The sequence below is a fragment of the Pseudomonas sp. R2-7-07 genome, assembly GCF_003852355.1.
GTDB lineage: Bacteria > Pseudomonadota > Gammaproteobacteria > Pseudomonadales > Pseudomonadaceae > Aquipseudomonas.
In genome coordinates, this window is record NZ_CP027759.1 from 2701754 (window position 1) to 2719828 (window position 18075).

At 56.9% G+C, this 18075-nt stretch carries 19 protein-coding genes; 12 read left to right on the plus strand and 7 right to left on the minus strand.

Going from position 1 to position 18075, the window contains the following annotated elements; translation table 11 throughout:
- The first annotated feature begins 89 nt into the window (after positions 1–89).
- From C4J86_RS12240 to yfcF, 7 genes are all read left to right on the plus strand, one after another.
- Positions 90–641 (plus strand): DUF924 family protein, encoded by a 552-nt coding sequence (locus tag C4J86_RS12240; protein WP_124370575.1) that lies wholly within the window; start codon positions 90–92, stop codon positions 639–641.
- Positions 642–926: 285 nt separating this feature from the next.
- A complete protein-coding gene (locus C4J86_RS12245) occupies positions 927–2111 on the plus strand; it encodes an aminotransferase class I/II-fold pyridoxal phosphate-dependent enzyme (protein ID WP_124370576.1) in 1185 nt (394 codons plus the stop codon).
- A 55-nt stretch (positions 2112–2166) separates the two neighbouring features.
- Positions 2167–3312: an MFS transporter gene (locus C4J86_RS12250; protein ID WP_124370577.1), complete on the plus strand. Its 1146-nt coding sequence runs from the start codon at positions 2167–2169 to the stop codon at positions 3310–3312.
- 1 nt (position 3313) lies between these two features.
- Entirely contained in the window at positions 3314–4180 is an 867-nt protein-coding gene (locus C4J86_RS12255; RefSeq protein ID WP_124370578.1) for a CoA ester lyase, read from the plus strand.
- A gap of 2 nt (positions 4181–4182) precedes the next feature.
- A complete protein-coding gene (locus tag C4J86_RS12260) occupies positions 4183–4692 on the plus strand; it encodes a MaoC family dehydratase (RefSeq protein WP_124370579.1) in 510 nt (169 codons plus the stop codon).
- A gap of 25 nt (positions 4693–4717) precedes the next feature.
- Complete coding sequence (locus tag C4J86_RS12265; RefSeq protein WP_124370580.1) at positions 4718–5638, plus strand: ornithine cyclodeaminase family protein; 921 nt, start codon at positions 4718–4720, stop codon at positions 5636–5638.
- Between the two features lie 223 nt (positions 5639–5861).
- Positions 5862–6494, plus strand: coding sequence for a glutathione transferase (yfcF, locus tag C4J86_RS12270; RefSeq protein ID WP_124370581.1), 633 nt, complete (start codon positions 5862–5864; stop codon positions 6492–6494).
- Here the strand turns inward: yfcF and C4J86_RS12275 are convergent.
- The gene (locus C4J86_RS12275) at positions 6469–6741 is read right to left on the minus strand and encodes a hypothetical protein (protein WP_124362687.1); all 273 of its coding nucleotides are present in this window, start codon (positions 6739–6741) and stop codon (positions 6469–6471) included. The two genes, yfcF and C4J86_RS12275, sit on opposite strands and share 26 nt — an antisense overlap.
- A 143-nt stretch (positions 6742–6884) precedes the next feature.
- On the opposite strand from C4J86_RS12275, the gene C4J86_RS12280 reads away from it, so the two are divergent.
- Both C4J86_RS12280 and C4J86_RS12285 read left to right on the plus strand, forming a co-directional pair.
- Positions 6885–7529: an ATPase gene (locus C4J86_RS12280; RefSeq protein ID WP_124370582.1), complete on the plus strand. Its 645-nt coding sequence runs from the start codon at positions 6885–6887 to the stop codon at positions 7527–7529.
- Positions 7530–7573: 44 nt separating this feature from the next.
- On the plus strand, positions 7574–7915 hold the full coding sequence (locus C4J86_RS12285) for a hypothetical protein (RefSeq protein ID WP_124362689.1): 342 nt from the start codon (positions 7574–7576) through the stop codon (positions 7913–7915).
- 128 nt (positions 7916–8043) lie between these two features.
- On the opposite strand, the gene C4J86_RS12290 is transcribed toward C4J86_RS12285, so the two are convergent.
- Both C4J86_RS12290 and C4J86_RS12295 read right to left on the minus strand, forming a co-directional pair.
- The gene (locus tag C4J86_RS12290) at positions 8044–8790 is read right to left on the minus strand and encodes a creatininase family protein (RefSeq protein ID WP_124370583.1); all 747 of its coding nucleotides are present in this window, start codon (positions 8788–8790) and stop codon (positions 8044–8046) included.
- 30 nt (positions 8791–8820) lie between these two features.
- A complete protein-coding gene (locus C4J86_RS12295; RefSeq protein WP_124362691.1) occupies positions 8821–9549 on the minus strand; it encodes a murein L,D-transpeptidase catalytic domain family protein in 729 nt (242 codons plus the stop codon).
- Positions 9550–9589: 40 nt separating this feature from the next.
- Here C4J86_RS12295 and C4J86_RS12300 point away from each other — a divergent pair, with 40 nt between their 5' ends.
- A complete protein-coding gene (locus C4J86_RS12300) occupies positions 9590–11191 on the plus strand; it encodes a murein L,D-transpeptidase (RefSeq protein ID WP_124370584.1) in 1602 nt (533 codons plus the stop codon).
- Positions 11192–11304: 113 nt separating this feature from the next.
- On the opposite strand, the gene C4J86_RS12305 is transcribed toward C4J86_RS12300, so the two are convergent.
- Positions 11305–12696 carry a HAMP domain-containing sensor histidine kinase gene (locus C4J86_RS12305; RefSeq protein ID WP_124366898.1) on the minus strand — a complete coding sequence of 464 codons (1392 nt, stop codon included), beginning with the start codon at positions 12694–12696 and terminating at the stop codon, positions 11305–11307.
- The gene (locus tag C4J86_RS12310; protein ID WP_122539638.1) at positions 12674–13357 is read right to left on the minus strand and encodes a response regulator transcription factor; all 684 of its coding nucleotides are present in this window, start codon (positions 13355–13357) and stop codon (positions 12674–12676) included. The genes C4J86_RS12305 and C4J86_RS12310 overlap by 23 nt, the downstream gene beginning before the upstream one ends.
- A gap of 311 nt (positions 13358–13668) precedes the next feature.
- On the opposite strand from C4J86_RS12310, the gene C4J86_RS12315 reads away from it, so the two are divergent.
- On the plus strand, positions 13669–14574 hold the full coding sequence (locus C4J86_RS12315; protein WP_124362694.1) for a hypothetical protein: 906 nt from the start codon (positions 13669–13671) through the stop codon (positions 14572–14574).
- Between the two features lie 225 nt (positions 14575–14799).
- On the opposite strand, the gene C4J86_RS12320 is transcribed toward C4J86_RS12315, so the two are convergent.
- A complete protein-coding gene (locus tag C4J86_RS12320; protein WP_124362695.1) occupies positions 14800–15708 on the minus strand; it encodes a MurR/RpiR family transcriptional regulator in 909 nt (302 codons plus the stop codon).
- Between the two features lie 82 nt (positions 15709–15790).
- Positions 15791–15994: a hypothetical protein gene (locus C4J86_RS12325; protein ID WP_124370585.1), complete on the minus strand. Its 204-nt coding sequence runs from the start codon at positions 15992–15994 to the stop codon at positions 15791–15793.
- On the opposite strand from C4J86_RS12325, the gene iolC reads away from it, so the two are divergent.
- Positions 15993–17930, plus strand: coding sequence for a 5-dehydro-2-deoxygluconokinase (gene iolC, locus C4J86_RS12330; protein WP_124370586.1), 1938 nt, complete (start codon positions 15993–15995; stop codon positions 17928–17930). The genes C4J86_RS12325 and iolC overlap by 2 nt on opposite strands.
- The last annotated feature ends 145 nt before the right edge of the window (positions 17931–18075 follow it).

Consider the following 18075-nt stretch of genomic DNA (forward strand, 5'->3'; position numbering starts at 1 on the left):
GGTTCACAAGACGGGGCGGAAAGAATTGTTATTCTATAACATTAATCAGCACTTTGCCGCGTCGCGCAGGTGCGTTCTCGGAGGCACCCATGACACGAGTAAATTCACAATCGGCCGAGGTCGTGATCAAGTTCTGGAAACAGGCGGGGCCAAAGCGCTGGTTTGCCAAGGACGATAAGTTCGACACGCGCTTTCGCGACATTTTCTATGCCACCCACCTGCAAGCGGCGCGACGCGAGCTGGAGGATTGGCTGGCCTCACCCCACGGCGCGCTGGCCTTATTGATCCTGCTGGACCAGTACCCACGTAATGCTTTTTGCGGCACGGCACATATGTTTGCCACCGACCCGCTGGCGCGCCTGTATGCGCAGCAGATGGTGGCCGCCGGGTTGGACCAATTGATCGAACCCGAGCTACGTGCGTTCTGTTACCTGCCGTTTGAGCACTCGGAAGACCCTGATGACCAGCAACGCTCCATCGCGCTTAATCAGCCTTTGGGTGCCAGCACTTTTTACTGGGCCAAGGAACATGCGCAGATCATCGAGCGGTTTGGGCGATTTCCACATCGTAATAGGGTGTTGGGGAGGGAGAACACACCGGCGGAGCAAGGGTTTTTGGATGAGGGCGGGTTTGCGGGGTAGGTATCGGGGGAAATACGCTGCTGAGTTTTGAATTATTCATCGAGAACGGTCGCGCCTTCATGTGGGGGCGACTGTACGCGTAAAACGAGTTCTGGATAACGACTCGGGATTGGGTTTGAGTGTGTCATGGAGCCCTAACTATCATCTCGAACGTTAATATTGTTATTTGAGGAATTTGCCTACAGGAATTTGAGTCGTATCCTATATCTTGCCCGCTTGTAAAATATTTCCACGTGTTCAAGTATTGCTACCGACTTGTCATCCTCAACACGGATAGGTAGATGTATGAACAGTTATTCTAATATTAAAAAAATTTTTTCAGCGGGAGAACCTTTTTGGGAAAGCACCCAAGAAGCTGGTATGAGTGGTATCGTTGCTGAAAATATTGGTAGTGGTGTAATGGAGATCGCCGGAAAGCGTTTTATAAATATGTGTTCTTACTCATATTTAGGCTTGGATTCAAATCCGAATATCTTAGAAGGAAGTCTGTCAGCACTAAGAAGCGCGCGGGTGCTGAATTCTTCTACTTCCAGAGTGCGAATCAAACTGCCACTGCTCGAAGAGGCAGAAGCTTCGTTGTCGGAGTTGTTTTCAGTCAATGCGCTGACGACGTCATCTTGTGCTTCGGCGGCATCTGCAATGCTGCCTTTATTAGCGGCAGGTTTTTTTACAGGGAATGAACCGCCAGTAATGGTTTTTGATCGTTCTGCACATTTTTGTTTGAATCTGCTGAAGCCTATTTGTGCCGATGAAACGCAGGTTCTGACTGCTCCCCATAACGACCTGAACTTCCTGGAAGACTGCTGCAAAAGAAATTCACGAGTTGCCTATGTTGCAGATGGCGTCTACAGCACTGGAGGCGTTGCAAAAATAAAGGACCTGATGGGTTTGCAAGATAAGTATGGTTTGTTCGTTTTCTACGACGAAGCGCACGGATTATCTATCAAAGGACGCAATGGGCGAGGCGTGGTCCTTGAGGAAATGGGCGGGGTAAATGCGTATACAATGATCATTGCTTCATTGAATAAGGGATTTGGTGCTTCTGGAGGCGTCATTTTTTTTGATGACACGATTAAAAGCTCAAGCTTATTGAGGTTTGGTGGACCTCTCTCATGGTCTCAGCGGATCAATACGGCTGGTCTAGGCGCTATATTGGCTTCTGTTCGAATACATGCGTCCAATGAGATAAATATTCTCCAAAATAAGCTGGCCGAAAAAATAGCCAGGTTTGATGAGCTTATGCCGAATTCGGCACTTGGAGATGGACTTCCCATACGGCTAATACCAATGGTTGACGAACGCCACGCGATTTCAGCTGCTGCAGAACTGATGCGTCAGGGTTTTTACACGTCACCACTATTTTATCCAATTGTCGCGAAGAATGCGCCCGGTTTGCGAATCATGTTGAGAGCCAATCTTCAAGATGCTGATCTAGTGAGGTTCTGTACCGCAGTGAAGTCAGTACTTTGATTATTCTACTTACGTCAATTGCTCTGGAGAGATTAAAGTGCGGTCAGATACTAGGGTGCAAGTGCTGGCGTGCAGTGCAACGATGGTAGCTCAGTTAGGGGTCACGCTTTATTTGCCTGCTACTCCAGATATCGTTGAATCGCTCTATATGAGCGAATCGCAAGGTTATACTTCCATGCTCATGTACTTGGGAGGCGCAGTAGTACCACTTGTATTTGCCGCTCGTATTGTTGCCGCTTTCGGTCGTGCAATCGTATTGCTAGGTTTTTGTTGTACGCTTTTCGGTGGAAGCCTCTTGTGTATATGGGCTTCCGATTCTACGGATTTTTATATTTCCAGACTTCTGCAAGGAGTGGGGGGAGGAGGTGCAGCCCTGATAGCTCGGGCATTATTGTCTGAGATTTATTCGGGGATAGCGTTGGCGAAAAGTTTGTCGCTACTATCCTATGCGTTTGTTTTTTCGTTAATTGTCGGCCAGGTTGCAGGTGGCTATCTTGTCTCGGTTTTCCATTGGAAAATTCTCTCTTTGATTGTGATTGTTGGTTCGATCGTAATTATGTGTCTGCTGCTGCCTGTGAGAGAGAGATTATCATTGCTGGATGCTCGGGGTCGACGGCGTGTATGTGCTTCAAGCTACGCGCATATAATAGTTCAGCGCTCTTTTTATTTGCCGGTGATAGTGGGCGGATGTAGTTATGGGTTATTTGTCATCTATCAAGGTATGGGAGTATATGTATTTGATTTGATGTTGGGGTGGAGCAGTTCCGAGTACGGACTTTTTGGCGTTGGGTTAGGCATAGCTTATTTTTTTGGGGCGTTGTCTGTGAGATTGGCATTAAGGTGGATGGGTACATATTCTGTTACGTTGCTAGGCGTCAGTGTGATGGCTTTAGCAGTTTTGCTGTTTTTATTAGCAATATTAGAGTACGTGGGGCGGCATGTTGTGGTCATGTCATATTTTGCAATTTGGTATGCGCAAGCGGTCATGTACCCATGTGTCGCGTCTATGGCTGTAAAAAAAAGTGCAGGTATAGAGTCAATGATGTTGTTTAGCTTTTCGCAGCAGTTTGTAGCACTGTTGTTTGGGGCACTAGCGACAGTGGCCATTCCGTTTGGAATGCACGGTGTAGCATGGCTGGCTATTGGTTTAGGTAGCTGTGGTGCGGTAGTGGCTATTCGCCTGTCAATAAAGAGGAGCTGATATGGATATGCTGGCTAGAAGTTGGTTGTGTATTCCTGCCTTGAAGGAAGGGCTTGAAGAGAAAATTATTCAATCTGCAGCGGATGTCGTGTTGTTGGATTTGGAGGACTCCATCCCCACTTACAAGAAGCAGATTGCGCGTGACCGGCTTTTAAGATTGGATCGCTCAATATGGAATCAGTGTCCTCTGGCAGTTAGGGTCAACTCGCTCTCCAAGCCGGAAGGCATCAGGGACTTGGTCTTTTTAATGAACAATAACATTGTTCCGAAATTTTTGGTAATCCCAGAGGTGGAGACTTCTGGTGAGTTGCGGATAGTCGGGGAGTTAATGTCCGTCGCAGGGTCGCGTACACAGGCTTTTGGTATTATTGAGACGCTAAAAGGGCTGCGAGGTATTGATGCAATTATTAAGGAGTCTGAAAATTTATGCGGGCTGATTTTGGGAGGTGCAGATTTGTCATCTGAGATCAGTTTTCGTATGTCTAAGTCAGCCATGATGCAAATAAAATGCGAGGTTGCCCTCGCTGCGCTGAGTGCAGGCCTGAAAGTTATAGATACTCCGTGTTTTAACTTAAAGTGTGACAAGCAATTGGAGGCTGAAATTGAATTGGCTAAAGAGTTCGGTTATTCAGGCAAAATCGCAGTCCACCCCTCACAGGTAAGTATAATCAACACATTGTTCTCTCCTTCGCAAGAAGAATTGGAAAAAGCCAAAGCCATTGTTAACGGTTTGGAATCGTCTGAGCTATCGACGGCCATAGCTTCTATCGACGGAGAAATGATAGGGCCGCCCTTTGCGGTTTTAGCGAAGAAGCTACTAGCCACTCACCAGATGGTGCTGCATAAAGAAAGCAAAAGAGGGATATGAGTATGGCGAATATTTCCATCAAGGCATTAAGCAAGCTAGTTGAGCTTTCACCTGGACTTTATCGGGAAGATCACGGCCTCAATTTCGATGAATTTAGCGTGGGGGACACTTATGAACATAGGCCGGGTCGCACTATTACCGATGCTGATAATACATGGATGTCTTTAATTTGTATGAATACTCATCCTCTGCATATAAATTCGGATTACGCGAAGGGAACTGAATTTGGTGCGCTCTTGGTGTCCAGTCTCGTCACGTTCTCGATCGTGGGCGGGATGAGCTTGGCGAGCACCAGTAACAAAGGTATTGCGAATCTCGGTTGGGACAAGGTGCGTCTTCTGGCTCCGGTATTTGTGGGAGATACCATCTATGCTGAAAGTGAGGTTATAGCGAAACGACGCTCCGAAAGCCGTCCCGGTCAGGGAGTTGTTACGGTGCGAACGAAGGGGGTTAAAGCTTCCGGTGAAGTGTTTTTATCGTATGAGCGTAGCTTTCTAATCGAGCTTTCTTAGGTGATATGCGAGACAAGAGGTGGATGTGGAAATTCTGGATGATTCGGCTGTACGGAATGTAATGGGTATGAGCGACGCCATTTCAGCGTTACGCGAAAGTTATAGTCGCTCTAACGAATTGGATTATCCACCTCGGACACTGATTAGAAATAGTGAACAAAGTGCTACGTTTGGCGTGATGCCTATTTTTTCCAGGCTTGATAATTTATTTATAGTGAAAGTGATATCCCACCATATTCTTAATGTTAGCAAAGGCTTAAGTTCAATTAATGGTGTCATTGTAGTGCAGGAGGGATCGAATGGACAGATCAAGGCGCTGCTTGATGCGTCTACAGTAACGTCTTTACGAACGGGTGCCACCGCTGGGCTCGCGACTGATCTGCTCGCGCGTAAAGATTCGAAGAGGCTGGCTGTTATTGGTACTGGAGCCCAAGCGATGGCCGCGCTTGAAGCTGTGCTCTGCGTAAGAGATATCAAGGATGTCGCTGTGTATTCTCGCAGCAAGGAAAATGTCAGAGTCTTTATTGAGCGTGCCGTTGATAGATTTTCTAAGAATCTGACGTTCAACCGCTGCAAAGATGTACGATCTGCAATTAAGGATGCTGACATACTGTGTACCGCTACAACCTGCGCTCAGCCTTTATTTTCCAGTAGTGATGTACTGGAAGGTGTACATGTAAACGCTATTGGAAAACACACGACAGTGTCGCGCGAGTTTCCAATCGAACTTGTTCCTCGTTCAATACTGATGGTAGAGGATCGCGAGACGGCGATTCGAGAAGCGGGAAATTATCATTATGACTCGATTTCAATTTCAGAGATGTTGCAGCAGGAATACCTTAAATATCAGAGTAAAACTACAATTTTCTCTTCGGTGGGGACAGCCTTTCAGGATGCATGTATTTGTGTAGCTATATTGAAAAAACTGAAACTGCTTGAGGCGTAGTGCCGTTCGTTAATTTATCGATCAGGCTCGCCGCTGGTGCTTGCTTGTTACCTAACTGTGAACAGGCTTTAACCCTTCCGGCAAACTGTCCAATATGGAATGTCTGCGTGCTGGAGGGTTGTCACTGCCGCTATTCCCACCAGGAATGCCCCCATAAAAACAGCGCATTGTCTTTATCGCCCCGGATCTCGTAGCGTTAGGTCTCATTTCAAGGAGATCGTCCATGAGCCACCGTGCGCTGCGCCTTTACGTTGATTCGCTGTTCACTAGCCCCTATGCCATGTCGGTGTTCGTCGCCTTGCGCGAAAAGGGTTTGGCGTTCGAGACCGTGCCGATGGACCTCGATGCCGGCCAGCATCAGGCTGCGCAATACGCGCTTTTGTCGCTGACCCAGCGTGTGCCGACGCTAGAGGACGGCGATTTTGCTCTGTCGGAATCCTCGGCAATCACTGAATACCTGGACGAAGTCTACCCCGGCACCCGCGTTTACCCGGTCGATCTGCAGCACCGGGCGAGGGCGCGGCAGGTGCAAGCATGGCTGCGCAGTGACTTGCTGCCGATCCGCCAGGAGCGTTCGACGCTGGTGGTGTTCTGCGGGCAGAAAATGCCGCCCTTGTCGCCACTGGCCGGCGCGGCGGCAGACAAGTTGATCAGCGTGGCGCAGGGGTTGCTGGCGGGTAGCCCGGATTACCTGTTCGGCAGCTGGTCGATCGCCGACGTGGATCTGGCGCTGATGCTCAATCGCCTGATCCTCAACGGCGACGCGGTGCCCGCCGAGCTGGTGGCGTACGCGCGGCGTCAGTGGCAAAGGCCGTCGGTGCAGGCGTGGGTCAACCAGCCACGCCTTGGGGTGTAGCGCTTTCGTTGATTTGCGCGACGCGCCGGTCCAGGTCTTCCCAGTCCGCCATGCCCAGCACGCGCGTGGTATTCAAGCCGCGCAGGTAGCCACGCAGCTGCTGGGCACTGGAGGCTTGCTCGTCGGCGCCACTGGCCTCGTTCAGCAGCACATTTTCATATTCGACCAGGTAATCGGCGACCCGCTCGCGAAACTCCGGCAATACGGCTTCGCGGATGCGGTCGAAGGTTTTCTGGTGAGGCTTCATGGCGTGGTCCTTATAGGTTTTATGGGGCTGGGCTGCCTGACACTATCGGTTCAAATGATAGTCACCATCAAGGATCACAAGTTCTGTTTTTATGGCAAAGGCGCAGAATCCGCTCATCGAAACGCTGCTCAAGGAACTGCGCGATGAGGACAATAATCCAGCTGGCTTTGATGACCCTGATGCTCGGCACTGCGGTGCTGGCCAACCCGGCGATTGCCGATGAGCTGCGTACAGGCCATTTGCTGCCACTCGTTGCTAGCGTAGACTCCCTGCAGCGCGCGCATTCGGTGGGGGTGTTGTACAGCGAAAACACACGCGACAACCTCAGCTACCTTGAGCGCTACCACGCCATGGCGCTGAATGGCGCCAAGGATGCCCTGGATGCACGCATTCGCGAGGCGTTCGTCAACAGCTCCGATCCGGAACTGGCCATCGACTGGCTGATGCACTCGCTGCAAGGCACATTTGTCTCGGTAACGGTCTATGCCAGCCTGGACGACTTGGTGCAGGCGCATCCGGACGTGGTGGTGGTGCTCGATACCCATAGCCAGCTGCTGACCCCGCGTAATGACGTGGTCGAGGCGCGCTTTACCGCGCGGTTCTATGACGCCGACCTGCAATACATCGCCAAGGCCGAAGGCTCGGTGGACAAGCAGGTGCCGTCGGTGTGGGTGCATGACAAGTCAGCACTCGAGATTGCCGCGCAGATCGAGCAGCAGCGAGATGTACAACAAGATGCCTTGAAGCAGTTCGATGCGTCGCTAAAAGCCTTGGTCCGCGCCGGTTGATACGCGGGCCGATGCAAACCTATCTGTTATTTTCAGGAATGTTTATGCGCTCTTTTTTCGCCCCGGCCCTGGCCTTTGCTTCCCTGCTGCTGACCGGTTGTATCACGGCGCCCAATGCCCCCTCGCTGACCCTGCAAACCACCAAGACCCCTGAAGGCTATGTGCAATGCGTATTGCCCAAGCTTGAAAAGCACGGCATCACCTCGACCGTGACCCAGAACTCACGCCACGCCAAGGTGCTGTTGACCAGCAAGATCGCGGCCGATGATGTGCTGGAAGCCTATAAATCCCAGGATGGCACCAAGGTGTTCCTGTATGAGCGCAAGCCCTTGGCTTCGGCACTCAAGCCGTCGCGGCTGGAGCAGGCGGCGCAGGATTGCCAGTAATCTCAGCCACTGCACAAACAAAATGTGGGAGGGGGCTTGCTCCCGATAGCAGTGTGTCAGCCAGTTTATGTATGGCTGACACACCGAATCGGGGGCAAGCCCCCTCCCACATTTGGATGGCGTTCGATTCAGGGTTTTGCTTCGTTGCTGAAGCTGCCCACCGCCTTGACCAACCCTTGCGCCGCCAACGCCACCAATTCACCGCCTTTTTCCACCGTCGCCAATGCCGGGTCCGAGCCCATGCGCCCGTCGGGGAAGCGCGCGCGGAAGTCCAGTGCCTCGCGGATCGGGCCGGTGTTGGCGATTTTCGGCGCGTAATCGGCTGACTTGATCGAGTCCGGGTAGGCCCATTGCGTCACGGCGATCTCCGACGGTGTCGCGTGGCTGCCATGGCCCACCGGGAACTGGCGCTGCGCCAGGTCGGTGACGCCCTCCAAATCCCACCAGTTGACCAGCTTCAGCGCGAAGCCGGCCGGGCGGCGGGCATAGCTGGCTTCGGCATAGAGCTCGGAAAACGCCGCTTCGATGGTGGCAATATTGCCGCCGTGGCCGTTCAGGAACAGGATCTTGTCGAAGCCATGCCCGGCCAGCGAGCGCACCCAGTCGCCGATCGCGGCGATAAAGGTGGAGGGGCGCAACGAGATGGTGCCGGGAAAGCCCAGGTGATGCTGGGCCATGCCGATATTGAAGGTGGGGCCGACCAGGATGTCGGCGTGCTTCTGCGCCTCGACGGCGATGATCTCCGGGCACATCCAGTCGGTGCCCAGCAGGCCGGTGGGGCCGTGTTGTTCGTTGGAGCCGATGGGGATCACCACCGTGCGGCTGCGCTCCAGAAACTGCCCGATCTCGATCCAGGTGGATTTATGTAGAAGCATGCGACGCTCTCTTTTATCGGTGGGGACAGGCTATCCGCCACGGATTGTACGACTACTCGCCACCTGTTGGGGTTTGCAATTGAGATAGGTCGAAGACTTCAACCAGCGCTGGTCGGGGTACCACGAGAACATGAACTGCCCGTCCTTGAGCTTGTCCACCACTTGGCGCGCGACTTGCGGGCGCACCGCCGGGCAGCCCTGGCTGCGGCCGATACGGCCTTCGCGCTTGCTCCACAACGGGCTGACGTAGTCGGCGGCATGAATCACAATGGCGCGGTCGCGGGCCAGGTCATTGAAACCGGGCTCCAGGCCGTCCATGCGCAGCGAGTAGCCGTGGGTGCCGAGGTAACTTTCCTGGGTGCGGAACAGGCCCAGGCTGGACTGGTGGCTGCCTTCAAGATTGGAGAACGCGGTGGCGAAGTTTTCACCGGATTTGGCACCGTGGGCCACCAGGTCGCGCAGGACCAAGGTTTTTTTGCGCAGATCGAAGATCCACAGCCGACGGGCGGTCGAAGGCTGGGAGTAGTCAATCACTGCCAGGCGATCGGAACGTTCCTCACCATTACTGACCGCGCACTGCACCGCGTTCAAGGCGCTTTTGAGCACGATGGGATTGAGTTCTGGAGCCGAGCGCGCCAGGCTGCTATACAAAGAAGGCGGGGGGCCATTGGCGGCGAGCGCAACATTGCTCAGTAACGCCAGGCTCCCGGTGATCAAGCCCAGTTTGGTGATGCCGAGCCGGCGGATAAAAGTCAGCATCTACAGTCGATTCCCCCGCTGTGGAGTGGAGCTAAGTCAATTGTTCAAAAAACACGCATGTTACTTGAGCATTTGCCTGCTCGTTACACCACTGGTCGCCACAGCCGAAACGCTGCCGCTGGAACCCCTGCCGGTCACGACGCCTGCGCCGGTTGACCTGGCGCCGCTGCAACAGGCGCTGGCGCAGTTGCCCAGTGTCTGCCCGCAGCTCGCGCCGCGTATCGACGCCACCGCGCAATTGCGTCTGCAAGCCTTTTACCAGCAGCAGGGCGACACGCCGCTGTGGTCGGATGATGCGCGCCGGCAAGCCTTGCACAGCCAGTTGTTGATGCTGGCCGACGACGGCCTGGACCCCACCCACTATAGCTTGCCCACCGCAGATGCCACGGCCAATGTGCTGTGCAGCGATATCGCAGTCAGCCAGCAATACCTGCAAGCCCTGCAGGACTTGCATTACGGGCGCCTGCAGCAGTCGCGCTTCGAACCGCTGTGGCACGCCCAGCCGCCGGCCGTCGATCCAAACACCGCGTTGCTTGCCTTCGCCGCCACCGGCCTGCAGGACATGGCCCTGGCGTTCGACCAGGCGCGGCCCAGCGCGGATTTGTATCGCAGCTTGCGTAACGCCTATTCCAGCGTGCGCCAGCAGCCGTTGCCGCATTGGGAGGCGGTCGGCGACGGGCCGCTGTTGCGCCCTGGCATGGAAGACCCACGGGTGCCGGAACTGGCCCGTCGGCTCTACAGCGGCGGTTACCTGACCCAGGAACCCAAGGGCAGCGCCAAGCAGTACCGAGCCGAACTGGTCGCTGCGGTCAAGGCCTTCCAGCTCAGCCATTCCTTGCAGTCCGACGGGGTGATCGGCGCTGGCACCGTGGCCGAACTGAATATCAGCCCGGCGATGCGCCGCGACCAGTTGCGCATCAACCTCGAGCGGTTCCGCTGGCTGGCCCAGGATTTGGAGCCCGAAGGCGTGGTGGTCAACGTCGCGGCCGCGCAATTGAGCGTGTACCAGAGCGGCATTCCGGTGTGGCAAACCCGCCTGCAAGTCGGCCGCGCCGAGCGCCAGACGCCGCTGCTCAAGTCGCGTATCACGCGGTTGACCCTCAACCCCACGTGGACCATTCCACCCACCATCATGCGCGAGGACAAGCTGCCGGCCATCCGCCTCAACCCGGAATATCTGCGCCAGCAGAACCTGCAAGTGCTCGACGCCGAAGGCCACCCGCTGGCACCCGAGCAGGTCGACTGGGCTCACCCTGGCAATATTTTGCTGCGCCAGGAGGCAGGGCCGCGTAACCCGTTGGGCAAGATCGTGATGCGCTTTCCCAACCCGTATTCGGTGTACCTGCACGACACGCCGAGCCAGCCGCTGTTTACCAAGGGGCCACGGGCGTTCAGCTCGGGGTGCGTGCGCGTTGAGCAACCGTTGTTATTGCGCGACCTGCTGGTCAGCCCGGCCGAGCGCACGCGCACCGACGAGTTGCTGGCCACCGGCGTGACCCATGAATTCAGGCTGGCCACGCCGGTACCGGTGCTGCTGGGCTATTGGACGGTGGAAGTGGATCGCCAGGGCAGCCTGGTGTACGCCCCGGATATCTATGCGCGCGACCCGGTGTTGATCAAGGCGATGGGGGCTGTGCTGTAGTGTGGGAGGGGGCTTGCTCCCGATTGCGGTGGGTCAGACAAGAATGTGTCAGCTGACACCCCCTCATCGGGAGCAAGCCCCCTCCCACATTGGATCTGTATTCATTCAGCTAATTATTCCGGCATCAGTTGCTGACGGCATTCCAGCACAAGCCGTGCGCCGCCCAGTTCGCTGGTGCCGACCTCCAGCTTGAAGCCGTGCAGGTTGATGATCGCCGCGACAATCGATAGGCCCAGGCCGAAACCGCCTTGCTGATCACTTTCATCGACCCGGTAAAAGCGCTGGAACACCGACGCGCGTTCGGCGGCCGGAATGCCCGGCCCGGAGTCGAGGACGTCGATCCGCGTGCTGCCCAGGTCATTGACCGCGCGCAGGATCACCTTGCCTTGGGGCGGGGTGAATTTGATCGAATTGCTCAGCAGGTTGGCCAGGGCCTCGAACAACAGGGCGCGGTCGCCGGTAATCCAGGGCAGTGAGTCCGGGGTCTGCAGCACCAGTTCCAACTCACCTTCTTCGGCGAGGGGCAGGTAGAAGTCGTGCAGTTCGCGTAACAGCGGCAGCGGGTCCATCAGCAAAAAGCCTGAACGACGCTGGTGGTCTTCCAGTTCGGAAATGCGCAGTAATCCGCGAAAACGTGCCATCAGCGTGTCGGTTTCGGCAATCGCGTCATCGAGTTTCACCGCATGGGCCGAGTCTTCCTCCGCTTGCTGCTTGATGCGGTACAGCTGTGCGCGCAGGCGCGTCAGCGGGGTGCGCAAATCGTGGGCGATGTTGTCGCACACGCCCTTGACCTCGTTCATCAGCTTTTCGATGCGGTCGAGCATGGCGTTGACGATGGCGGCAAGCATGTCCAGTTCATCGCGTCGGTCGGACAGTGGCAGGCGGTGCGTCAAGTCGCCGGCGACGATGGCTTCGGCGCTCGCCTGGATCCCGCGAATGCGGCGCAGCGGACGCCGGCGCAGCAGGTGCCAGCCGGCAGCGCCGGGGATGATGGTCAATGACACGGCCCACAGCAGGGCATGCCAGATGATCCGGGTCACCCCAAACAACGAACCGTTGGCGCGCACCAGCACCAGCCAACGGCCGTCTTCGGTGTGGGTGGCCACGGCGTCGCAGCTGTCCTTGGGCAGTTTCGGGTCATCGGAGTCGACGCAGTTGGCCAGGGCGTGGATCTTGCCATCCAGGGGCAGGTCGGGCGGTACGGCGCGGATAGGCCCGCTCAAGGGACGAAACTGCTCGTCGAACAGGCCATAGGCATCCACGCCCTTCATATCGAAGGTCATGCTGGTGGTCAGTGCGTCGACCAGTTCTTCTCCGTCGAAATGCTGGAACAAGTGCTGGCGCTGCATCAGCGAATGGCGCGACAGGTCGCTCAGATACCCCGACACCTCGTAATACAGCACCCCCATGAGGATGCAGCTCCACGCCACAAACAGCGAACTGTACAGCGCCAGCAGGCGGCTGCTGGAAGAACGCCAGCCCTTAGAGGGGTTCAGCAATGACATAGCCCGAGCCTCGTACCGTGCGGATCAGCGGCGGCAGGCCCGGTGGGTCGATTTTTTTGCGCAGGCGACCGATGTGCACGTCGATCAGGTTGGTGCCGGGGTCGAAGTGATAACCCCAGACTTCCTCAAAGATCATCATCCGCGACAGGATCTGCCCGGTGTTGCGCATCAGAAATTCCAGCAACTTGTACTCGGTGGGCAGCAGGCTCAGCGGCTGCTCGGCGCGGCTGGCTTCGCGGCTGATCAGGTTCAATTCGAGGTCGGCCACGCGCAGCGCGGTTTCGAATTCCTTGACCGTGCTTTTACGCCGCAGCAGTACCTCGACGCGGGCGGCCATTTCATCGGACGCAAAGGGTTTGGTCAGGTAGTCATCGCCGCCGGCGCGCAGGCCGCGCACGCGTTCGTCGACATCGGAGAGGGCGCTGATCATCAGGATCGGCGTCGACACCCCGATGGTGCGCAGAGTGGTGACGATGGCGAGGCCATCCAGTTCGGGCAACATGCGGTCGAGGGTGATCAGATCGTAATCACCACTGACAGCACGGACCAGGCCTTCGCGGCCATTGTCCACCCAGTCTACGTCCAGTCCATGGCTACTCAGCTCGGCGACGATCTCGCGGGCCGTTACGGCGTCATCCTCGATGGTCAAAATGCGGGTCATAGGATTACCTGGTGAGCGTTCACACTAGAAGTGCGGACATTTTGCCAAGAAGTTGCTGAATGTTTCCTAAATAAAACTTCATCTAACCAAAACTGCGACCTATTCCAGTGTGGGAGGGGCCTGCTCCCACAGGGAATGCATAACGCCCGCTCTCTATAGGCAATTCTTGCAACTTGCATGACTTTAGGAAGTTCAATTTAGTTAACTTGCTGAAATATAAGGATTTTATTTTTTGTTTGCGCTGGCACGCTGCCTGCACTGTCCTTTTTGAGACTTGTAACACTATTTTTCATGCCTGGAGCAAAACAACAATGATCACATCCTCATCCACGCTGCAAGAGTCGAGCGCGCTCTCCGGGGTTTCCTGGGGGGCGATTTTTGCTGGTGCCGCTGCGGCGGCTGCACTGTCCCTGATCCTGGTGCTGCTGGGCTTCGGCCTGGGCTTTTCGGCGGTATCGCCGTGGGCCGACAGCGGCATGAGTGCCAAGGGGCTTGGCATTTCCACGATTGTCTGGCTGGCCTTCACCCAAATCGTCGCGTCGGGCCTGGGCGGCTACATTGCCGGCCGGTTGCGCGTGAAGTGGGCCAACATGCATGGCGATGAAGTGTACTTTCGCGACACCGCCCACGGTTTCCTGGCCTGGGCAGTGGCGACGCTGATCACGGCGATGCTGGTGGTCGGTTCGGTCAGCAGTGTGGTCAGCGGCGGCGTGAAAGCCGGTGCCAGCGTGGCCTCGGGTGCCGCCAGCAGCATGACTCAAGCCGCCGGCAACGCAGCAAAAGGCGCACACAGCGGTGATTTCGGCTACTACGTCGACAGCCTGTTCCGCGACGATCGCCCTGCAGCTGTCAGCGATGACGCCGCCCATGCCGTGGTCGGTCGCATCTTCGCTCGTACCCTGAGCAATGATGGCCAACTCGCACCGGAAGACCGTACCTACCTGGCCCAGTTGATCAGCCAGCGCACCAACCTCAGCCAGGCCGATGCCGAAGCGCGTATTGACAAGGTGTATGGCGATGCCCGCAAAGCCATCGAAGATGCCAAGGTCAAAGCCAAGCAAGCCGCTGACACGGCCGCCAAAGTGGCTGCCTACACGTCGCTGTGGACCTTCGTTGCCCTGCTGATCGGCGCGTTCTTCGCCAGCTTCGCCGCCACCTTCGGCGGTCGCCGCCGCGATGCTGTGGTGTACGTCGAAACCGAAACCTACGTTCGTTAATTCAAGGAGAACATGATGCGCTCATTACTGCTGTGGTTCCTCGGCATTCCAATTCCGTTGATCATCCTGATCGCGATTTTCATGCACTAAACCCGAGCATTACTCGGTCCCATGTGGGAGGGGGCTTGCTCCCGATGGCGGTGGAACAGTCGATGCTGCAAGCGACTGACACACCGCCATCGGGAGCAAGACCTCTCCCACATTTGGTTTGCGGTGAGCCCCGCTTCAGTCGTCGAAACCTACCTGCTCGTGAATCTCATCCACCTTCAGTTCCAAGCGATACGCCACCGCGATGAACAGCGCCTGGCACAGGCACAACGTTGCGCTCAGTGAGCGGAAGGCGAACGACGAGCCTTCATTGACCAATAACACCGCGTTGGCCCGCTTGGCCAGGGGCGACAGGTTGCTGTCGGTGATGATCAGGGTCTTGGCCTGATGGTGCTGGGCGATGCGCAGGCAGTGCTGGGTCTCTTTGCCGTAGGGCGTGAAGCTGATGGCGATCACCAGGTCATTGGCGCGCACGCTGCGCATCTGTTCGCGGTAGCTGCCGCCCAGGCCCGAGATCAGGTGGATACGCTTGTTGGTGTGCTGCAGGTTGTAGACCAGGTAGTCGGCCACCGCGAATGAGCGGCGCACGCCGACCACGTAGATATTGTCGGCATTGACCACCAGGTCCACGGCCTTGTCGAAGGCCACGTCGTCGAGCTCCATCCCCAGGCGTTCGATGCCCGACAGCGTCGCGTTGACGCATTCACGCGCCAGGTCGCCGCCGCTGGCCTTCTGCGACTTGTTGGCGATCATGCTGCGGATGCGTTGCTGGTAGTTCTGCACCGGTGTGGTCTTGTGGGTGTACGCCTCGCGAAACAGCGCCTGCATCTCACTGAACCCGCTGAAACCGAACCGCTGGGAGAAGCGCACGATGGCCGAGGGATGCACTTCGCATTCACGGGCGATGTCGCTGATGCGGTCGACCATGATCCGGTCGCTCTGCTGGCTCATGTAGCTGGCGATGCGCTTGAGTTGGCGCGGCAGGCTTTCGTATTCGTCGGTGATCAGCTGCAACAGGCGTTCGGCATTGATCGGAGGGCTGGCGATTGTATCTTCCAGGTGGGTCTCGGGATCGGTGCGGGACATGGGCAATCCTTCTGGCGTGTTCGTCTGGTGCGCTGATGGGTGGCGCAAGTCTACAGGGTAGGCGCAAAAAAATACCTCGGCATCACGGCCCGCCTGGGCTGCTGAAACGATGCACGACGGCTATCGCAGCATTATGCTGGCTTATTGGAAAAAATATTCCACTAAAAATAATTATGGAATAAATATTGATTGCGGCCGCCGGACGTTCTAGTCTGCTCCCACCAAGAGCGTTTGCCGTCGCCACGGCGGCACAACGCAGGCTGATAAAAATAACAGGAGCCAGCATGGGCCAGACTCGTTTTGCCAGTGGGCGTCAATTGGATCTGATTTGCCTCGGACGCCTGGGCGTCGACCTCTATGCGCAGCAAGTGGGGGCGCGGCTTGAGGACGTGTCCAGTTTCGCCAAATACCTCGGCGGTTCCTCCGCCAATATCGCCTTCGGCACGGCGCGGTTGGGGCTCAAGTCGGCCATGCTCAGCCGCGTGGGCGACGACCACATGGGCCGCTTCCTCCTGGAATCCCTGGCCCGTGAAGGCTGCGACGTCAGCGCGGTCAAAGTCGACCCGGAACGCCTCACCGCCCTGGTGCTGCTTGGCCTCAAGGACCGTGAAACCTTCCCCTTGGTGTTCTACCGCGAAAACTGCGCCGACATGGCCCTGCGCGCCGAAGACATCAGCGAAACCTTCATTGCTTCCAGCAAGGCGCTGCTGATCACCGGCACGCATTTCTCTACCGATGGCGTGTACAAGGCCAGCATTCAGGCGCTGGATTGCGCGGCCCGGCACAACGTCAAGCGCGTGCTCGACATCGATTACCGCCCGGTATTGTGGGGCTTGGCCGGCAAGGCTGATGGCGAGACCCGTTTCGTCGCCGACCAGCAGGTCAGCGAGCATGTACAGAAGATCCTGCCGCGCTTCGACCTGATCGTCGGCACGGAAGAAGAGTTTCTGATCGCCGGCGGCAGTGAAGACTTGCTCGCCGCACTGCGCAAAGTGCGTGAACTGACCCCCGCCACCCTGGTGGTCAAGCTCGGCCCACAGGGCTGCACGGTGATCCATGGCGCTATCCCAGAGCGCCTGGAAGACGGGGCGATCTACCCCGGCGTGCGCGTGGAAGTGCTCAATGTGTTGGGCGCCGGCGATGCGTTTATGTCGGGCTTCCTCAGTGGCTGGCTCAACGATGCAACCGATGAGCGTTGCAGCCAGTTGGCCAATGCCTGCGGCGGCCTGGTGGTGTCGCGCCACGCCTGCGCGCCGGCCATGCCCACACCGGTCGAGTTGGAATACCTGTTCAACAGCCCGGTGCCGATTACCCGGCCGGACCAGGACGCGACCCTGCAACGCCTGCATCGCGCCAGCGTGCCGCGCAAGACCTGGAAGCAACTGTTCGTGTTCGCCTTCGACCACCGCTGGCAGTTGGTCGACCTGGCCCAACGCGGCGGCCAGGATCTGGCGCGCATCAGTGATGCCAAGCAACTGTTTATTCAGGCCATCGAACGCGTCGAGAAAAAACTGGCTGATCAAGGCATTGAAGCCGACGTCGGCCTGCTCGCCGACCAGCGCTTCGGCCAGGACGCGCTCAACGCGGCCAGCGGCCGGGGCTGGTGGATCGCCCGCCCGGTGGAAGTCCAGAACTCGCGGCCCTTGGCGTTCGAACATGGCCGCTCCATCGGCAGCAACCTGATCGCCTGGCCTCAGGAACAGATCATCAAGTGCCTGGTGCAATTTCATCCCGATGACGCGCCGCTGCTGCGCCTGGAACAGGAAGCGCAGCTCAAGGCGGTGTACGAGGCGTCGATTGTCAGCGGGCATGAACTGCTGCTGGAGGTCATCCCGCCCAAGGATCACCCCTCGACCTATCCCGACGTGCTCTACCGCAGCCTCAAGCGCCTGTACAACCTGGGCATCTACCCGGCGTGGTGGAAGATCGAGGCGCAGTCGGCCGAGGACTGGAAAAAACTCGACGAACTGATCGAAGAACGTGACCCGTACTGCCGGGGCGTGGTGCTGTTGGGCCTGAACGCCTCGGCCGAATGCCTCGCCGACGGCTTCCGGCAAGCCAGCCAGAGTACGACCTGCCGAGGTTTTGCCGTGGGCCGCACGATCTTCCAGGAACCGAGCCGTGCGTGGATGGCGGGGGAGATCGATGATGAGAGCTTGATTCAGCAGGTACAGGCTACCTTTGAACAACTCATCAACGCCTGGCGCAGTGCCCGAACCTGATCACAGGTCTAAATGTGCAATGCAATTCCAATGTGGGAGGGGGCTTGCTCCCGATAGCGATAGTTCAGTTACAGAAGTGTTGCCTGACACTCCGCTATCGGGAGCAAGCCCCCTCCCACATAGAGCAGATCTCATGCAACTTTGA

Bases quoted from the DNA above. Each gene is read 5' to 3' on its own strand.
- C4J86_RS12295 (WP_124362691.1), bottom strand. From the start codon at position 9,549: ATGCTGACTTTTATCCGCCGGCTCGGCATCACCAAACTGGGCTTGATC.
- C4J86_RS12280 (WP_124370582.1), top strand. From the start codon at position 6,885: ATGAGGACAATAATCCAGCTGGCTTTGATGACCCTGATGCTCGGCACT.
- C4J86_RS12260 (WP_124370579.1), top strand. From the start codon at position 4,183: ATGGCGAATATTTCCATCAAGGCATTAAGCAAGCTAGTTGAGCTTTCA.
- C4J86_RS12325 (WP_124370585.1), bottom strand. From the start codon at position 15,994: ATGCTGGCTCCTGTTATTTTTATCAGCCTGCGTTGTGCCGCCGTGGCG.
- C4J86_RS12245 (WP_124370576.1), top strand. From the start codon at position 927: ATGAACAGTTATTCTAATATTAAAAAAATTTTTTCAGCGGGAGAACCT.
- C4J86_RS12310 (WP_122539638.1), bottom strand. From the start codon at position 13,357: ATGACCCGCATTTTGACCATCGAGGATGACGCCGTAACGGCCCGCGAG.
- C4J86_RS12240 (WP_124370575.1), top strand. From the start codon at position 90: ATGACACGAGTAAATTCACAATCGGCCGAGGTCGTGATCAAGTTCTGG.
- C4J86_RS12320 (WP_124362695.1), bottom strand. From the start codon at position 15,708: ATGTCCCGCACCGATCCCGAGACCCACCTGGAAGATACAATCGCCAGC.
- C4J86_RS12305 (WP_124366898.1), bottom strand. From the start codon at position 12,696: ATGTCATTGCTGAACCCCTCTAAGGGCTGGCGTTCTTCCAGCAGCCGC.
- yfcF (WP_124370581.1), top strand. From the start codon at position 5,862: ATGAGCCACCGTGCGCTGCGCCTTTACGTTGATTCGCTGTTCACTAGC.
- C4J86_RS12285 (WP_124362689.1), top strand. From the start codon at position 7,574: ATGCGCTCTTTTTTCGCCCCGGCCCTGGCCTTTGCTTCCCTGCTGCTG.
- C4J86_RS12315 (WP_124362694.1), top strand. From the start codon at position 13,669: ATGATCACATCCTCATCCACGCTGCAAGAGTCGAGCGCGCTCTCCGGG.
- C4J86_RS12275 (WP_124362687.1), bottom strand. From the start codon at position 6,741: ATGAAGCCTCACCAGAAAACCTTCGACCGCATCCGCGAAGCCGTATTG.
- iolC (WP_124370586.1), top strand. From the start codon at position 15,993: ATGGGCCAGACTCGTTTTGCCAGTGGGCGTCAATTGGATCTGATTTGC.
- C4J86_RS12255 (WP_124370578.1), top strand. From the start codon at position 3,314: ATGGATATGCTGGCTAGAAGTTGGTTGTGTATTCCTGCCTTGAAGGAA.
- C4J86_RS12290 (WP_124370583.1), bottom strand. From the start codon at position 8,790: ATGCTTCTACATAAATCCACCTGGATCGAGATCGGGCAGTTTCTGGAG.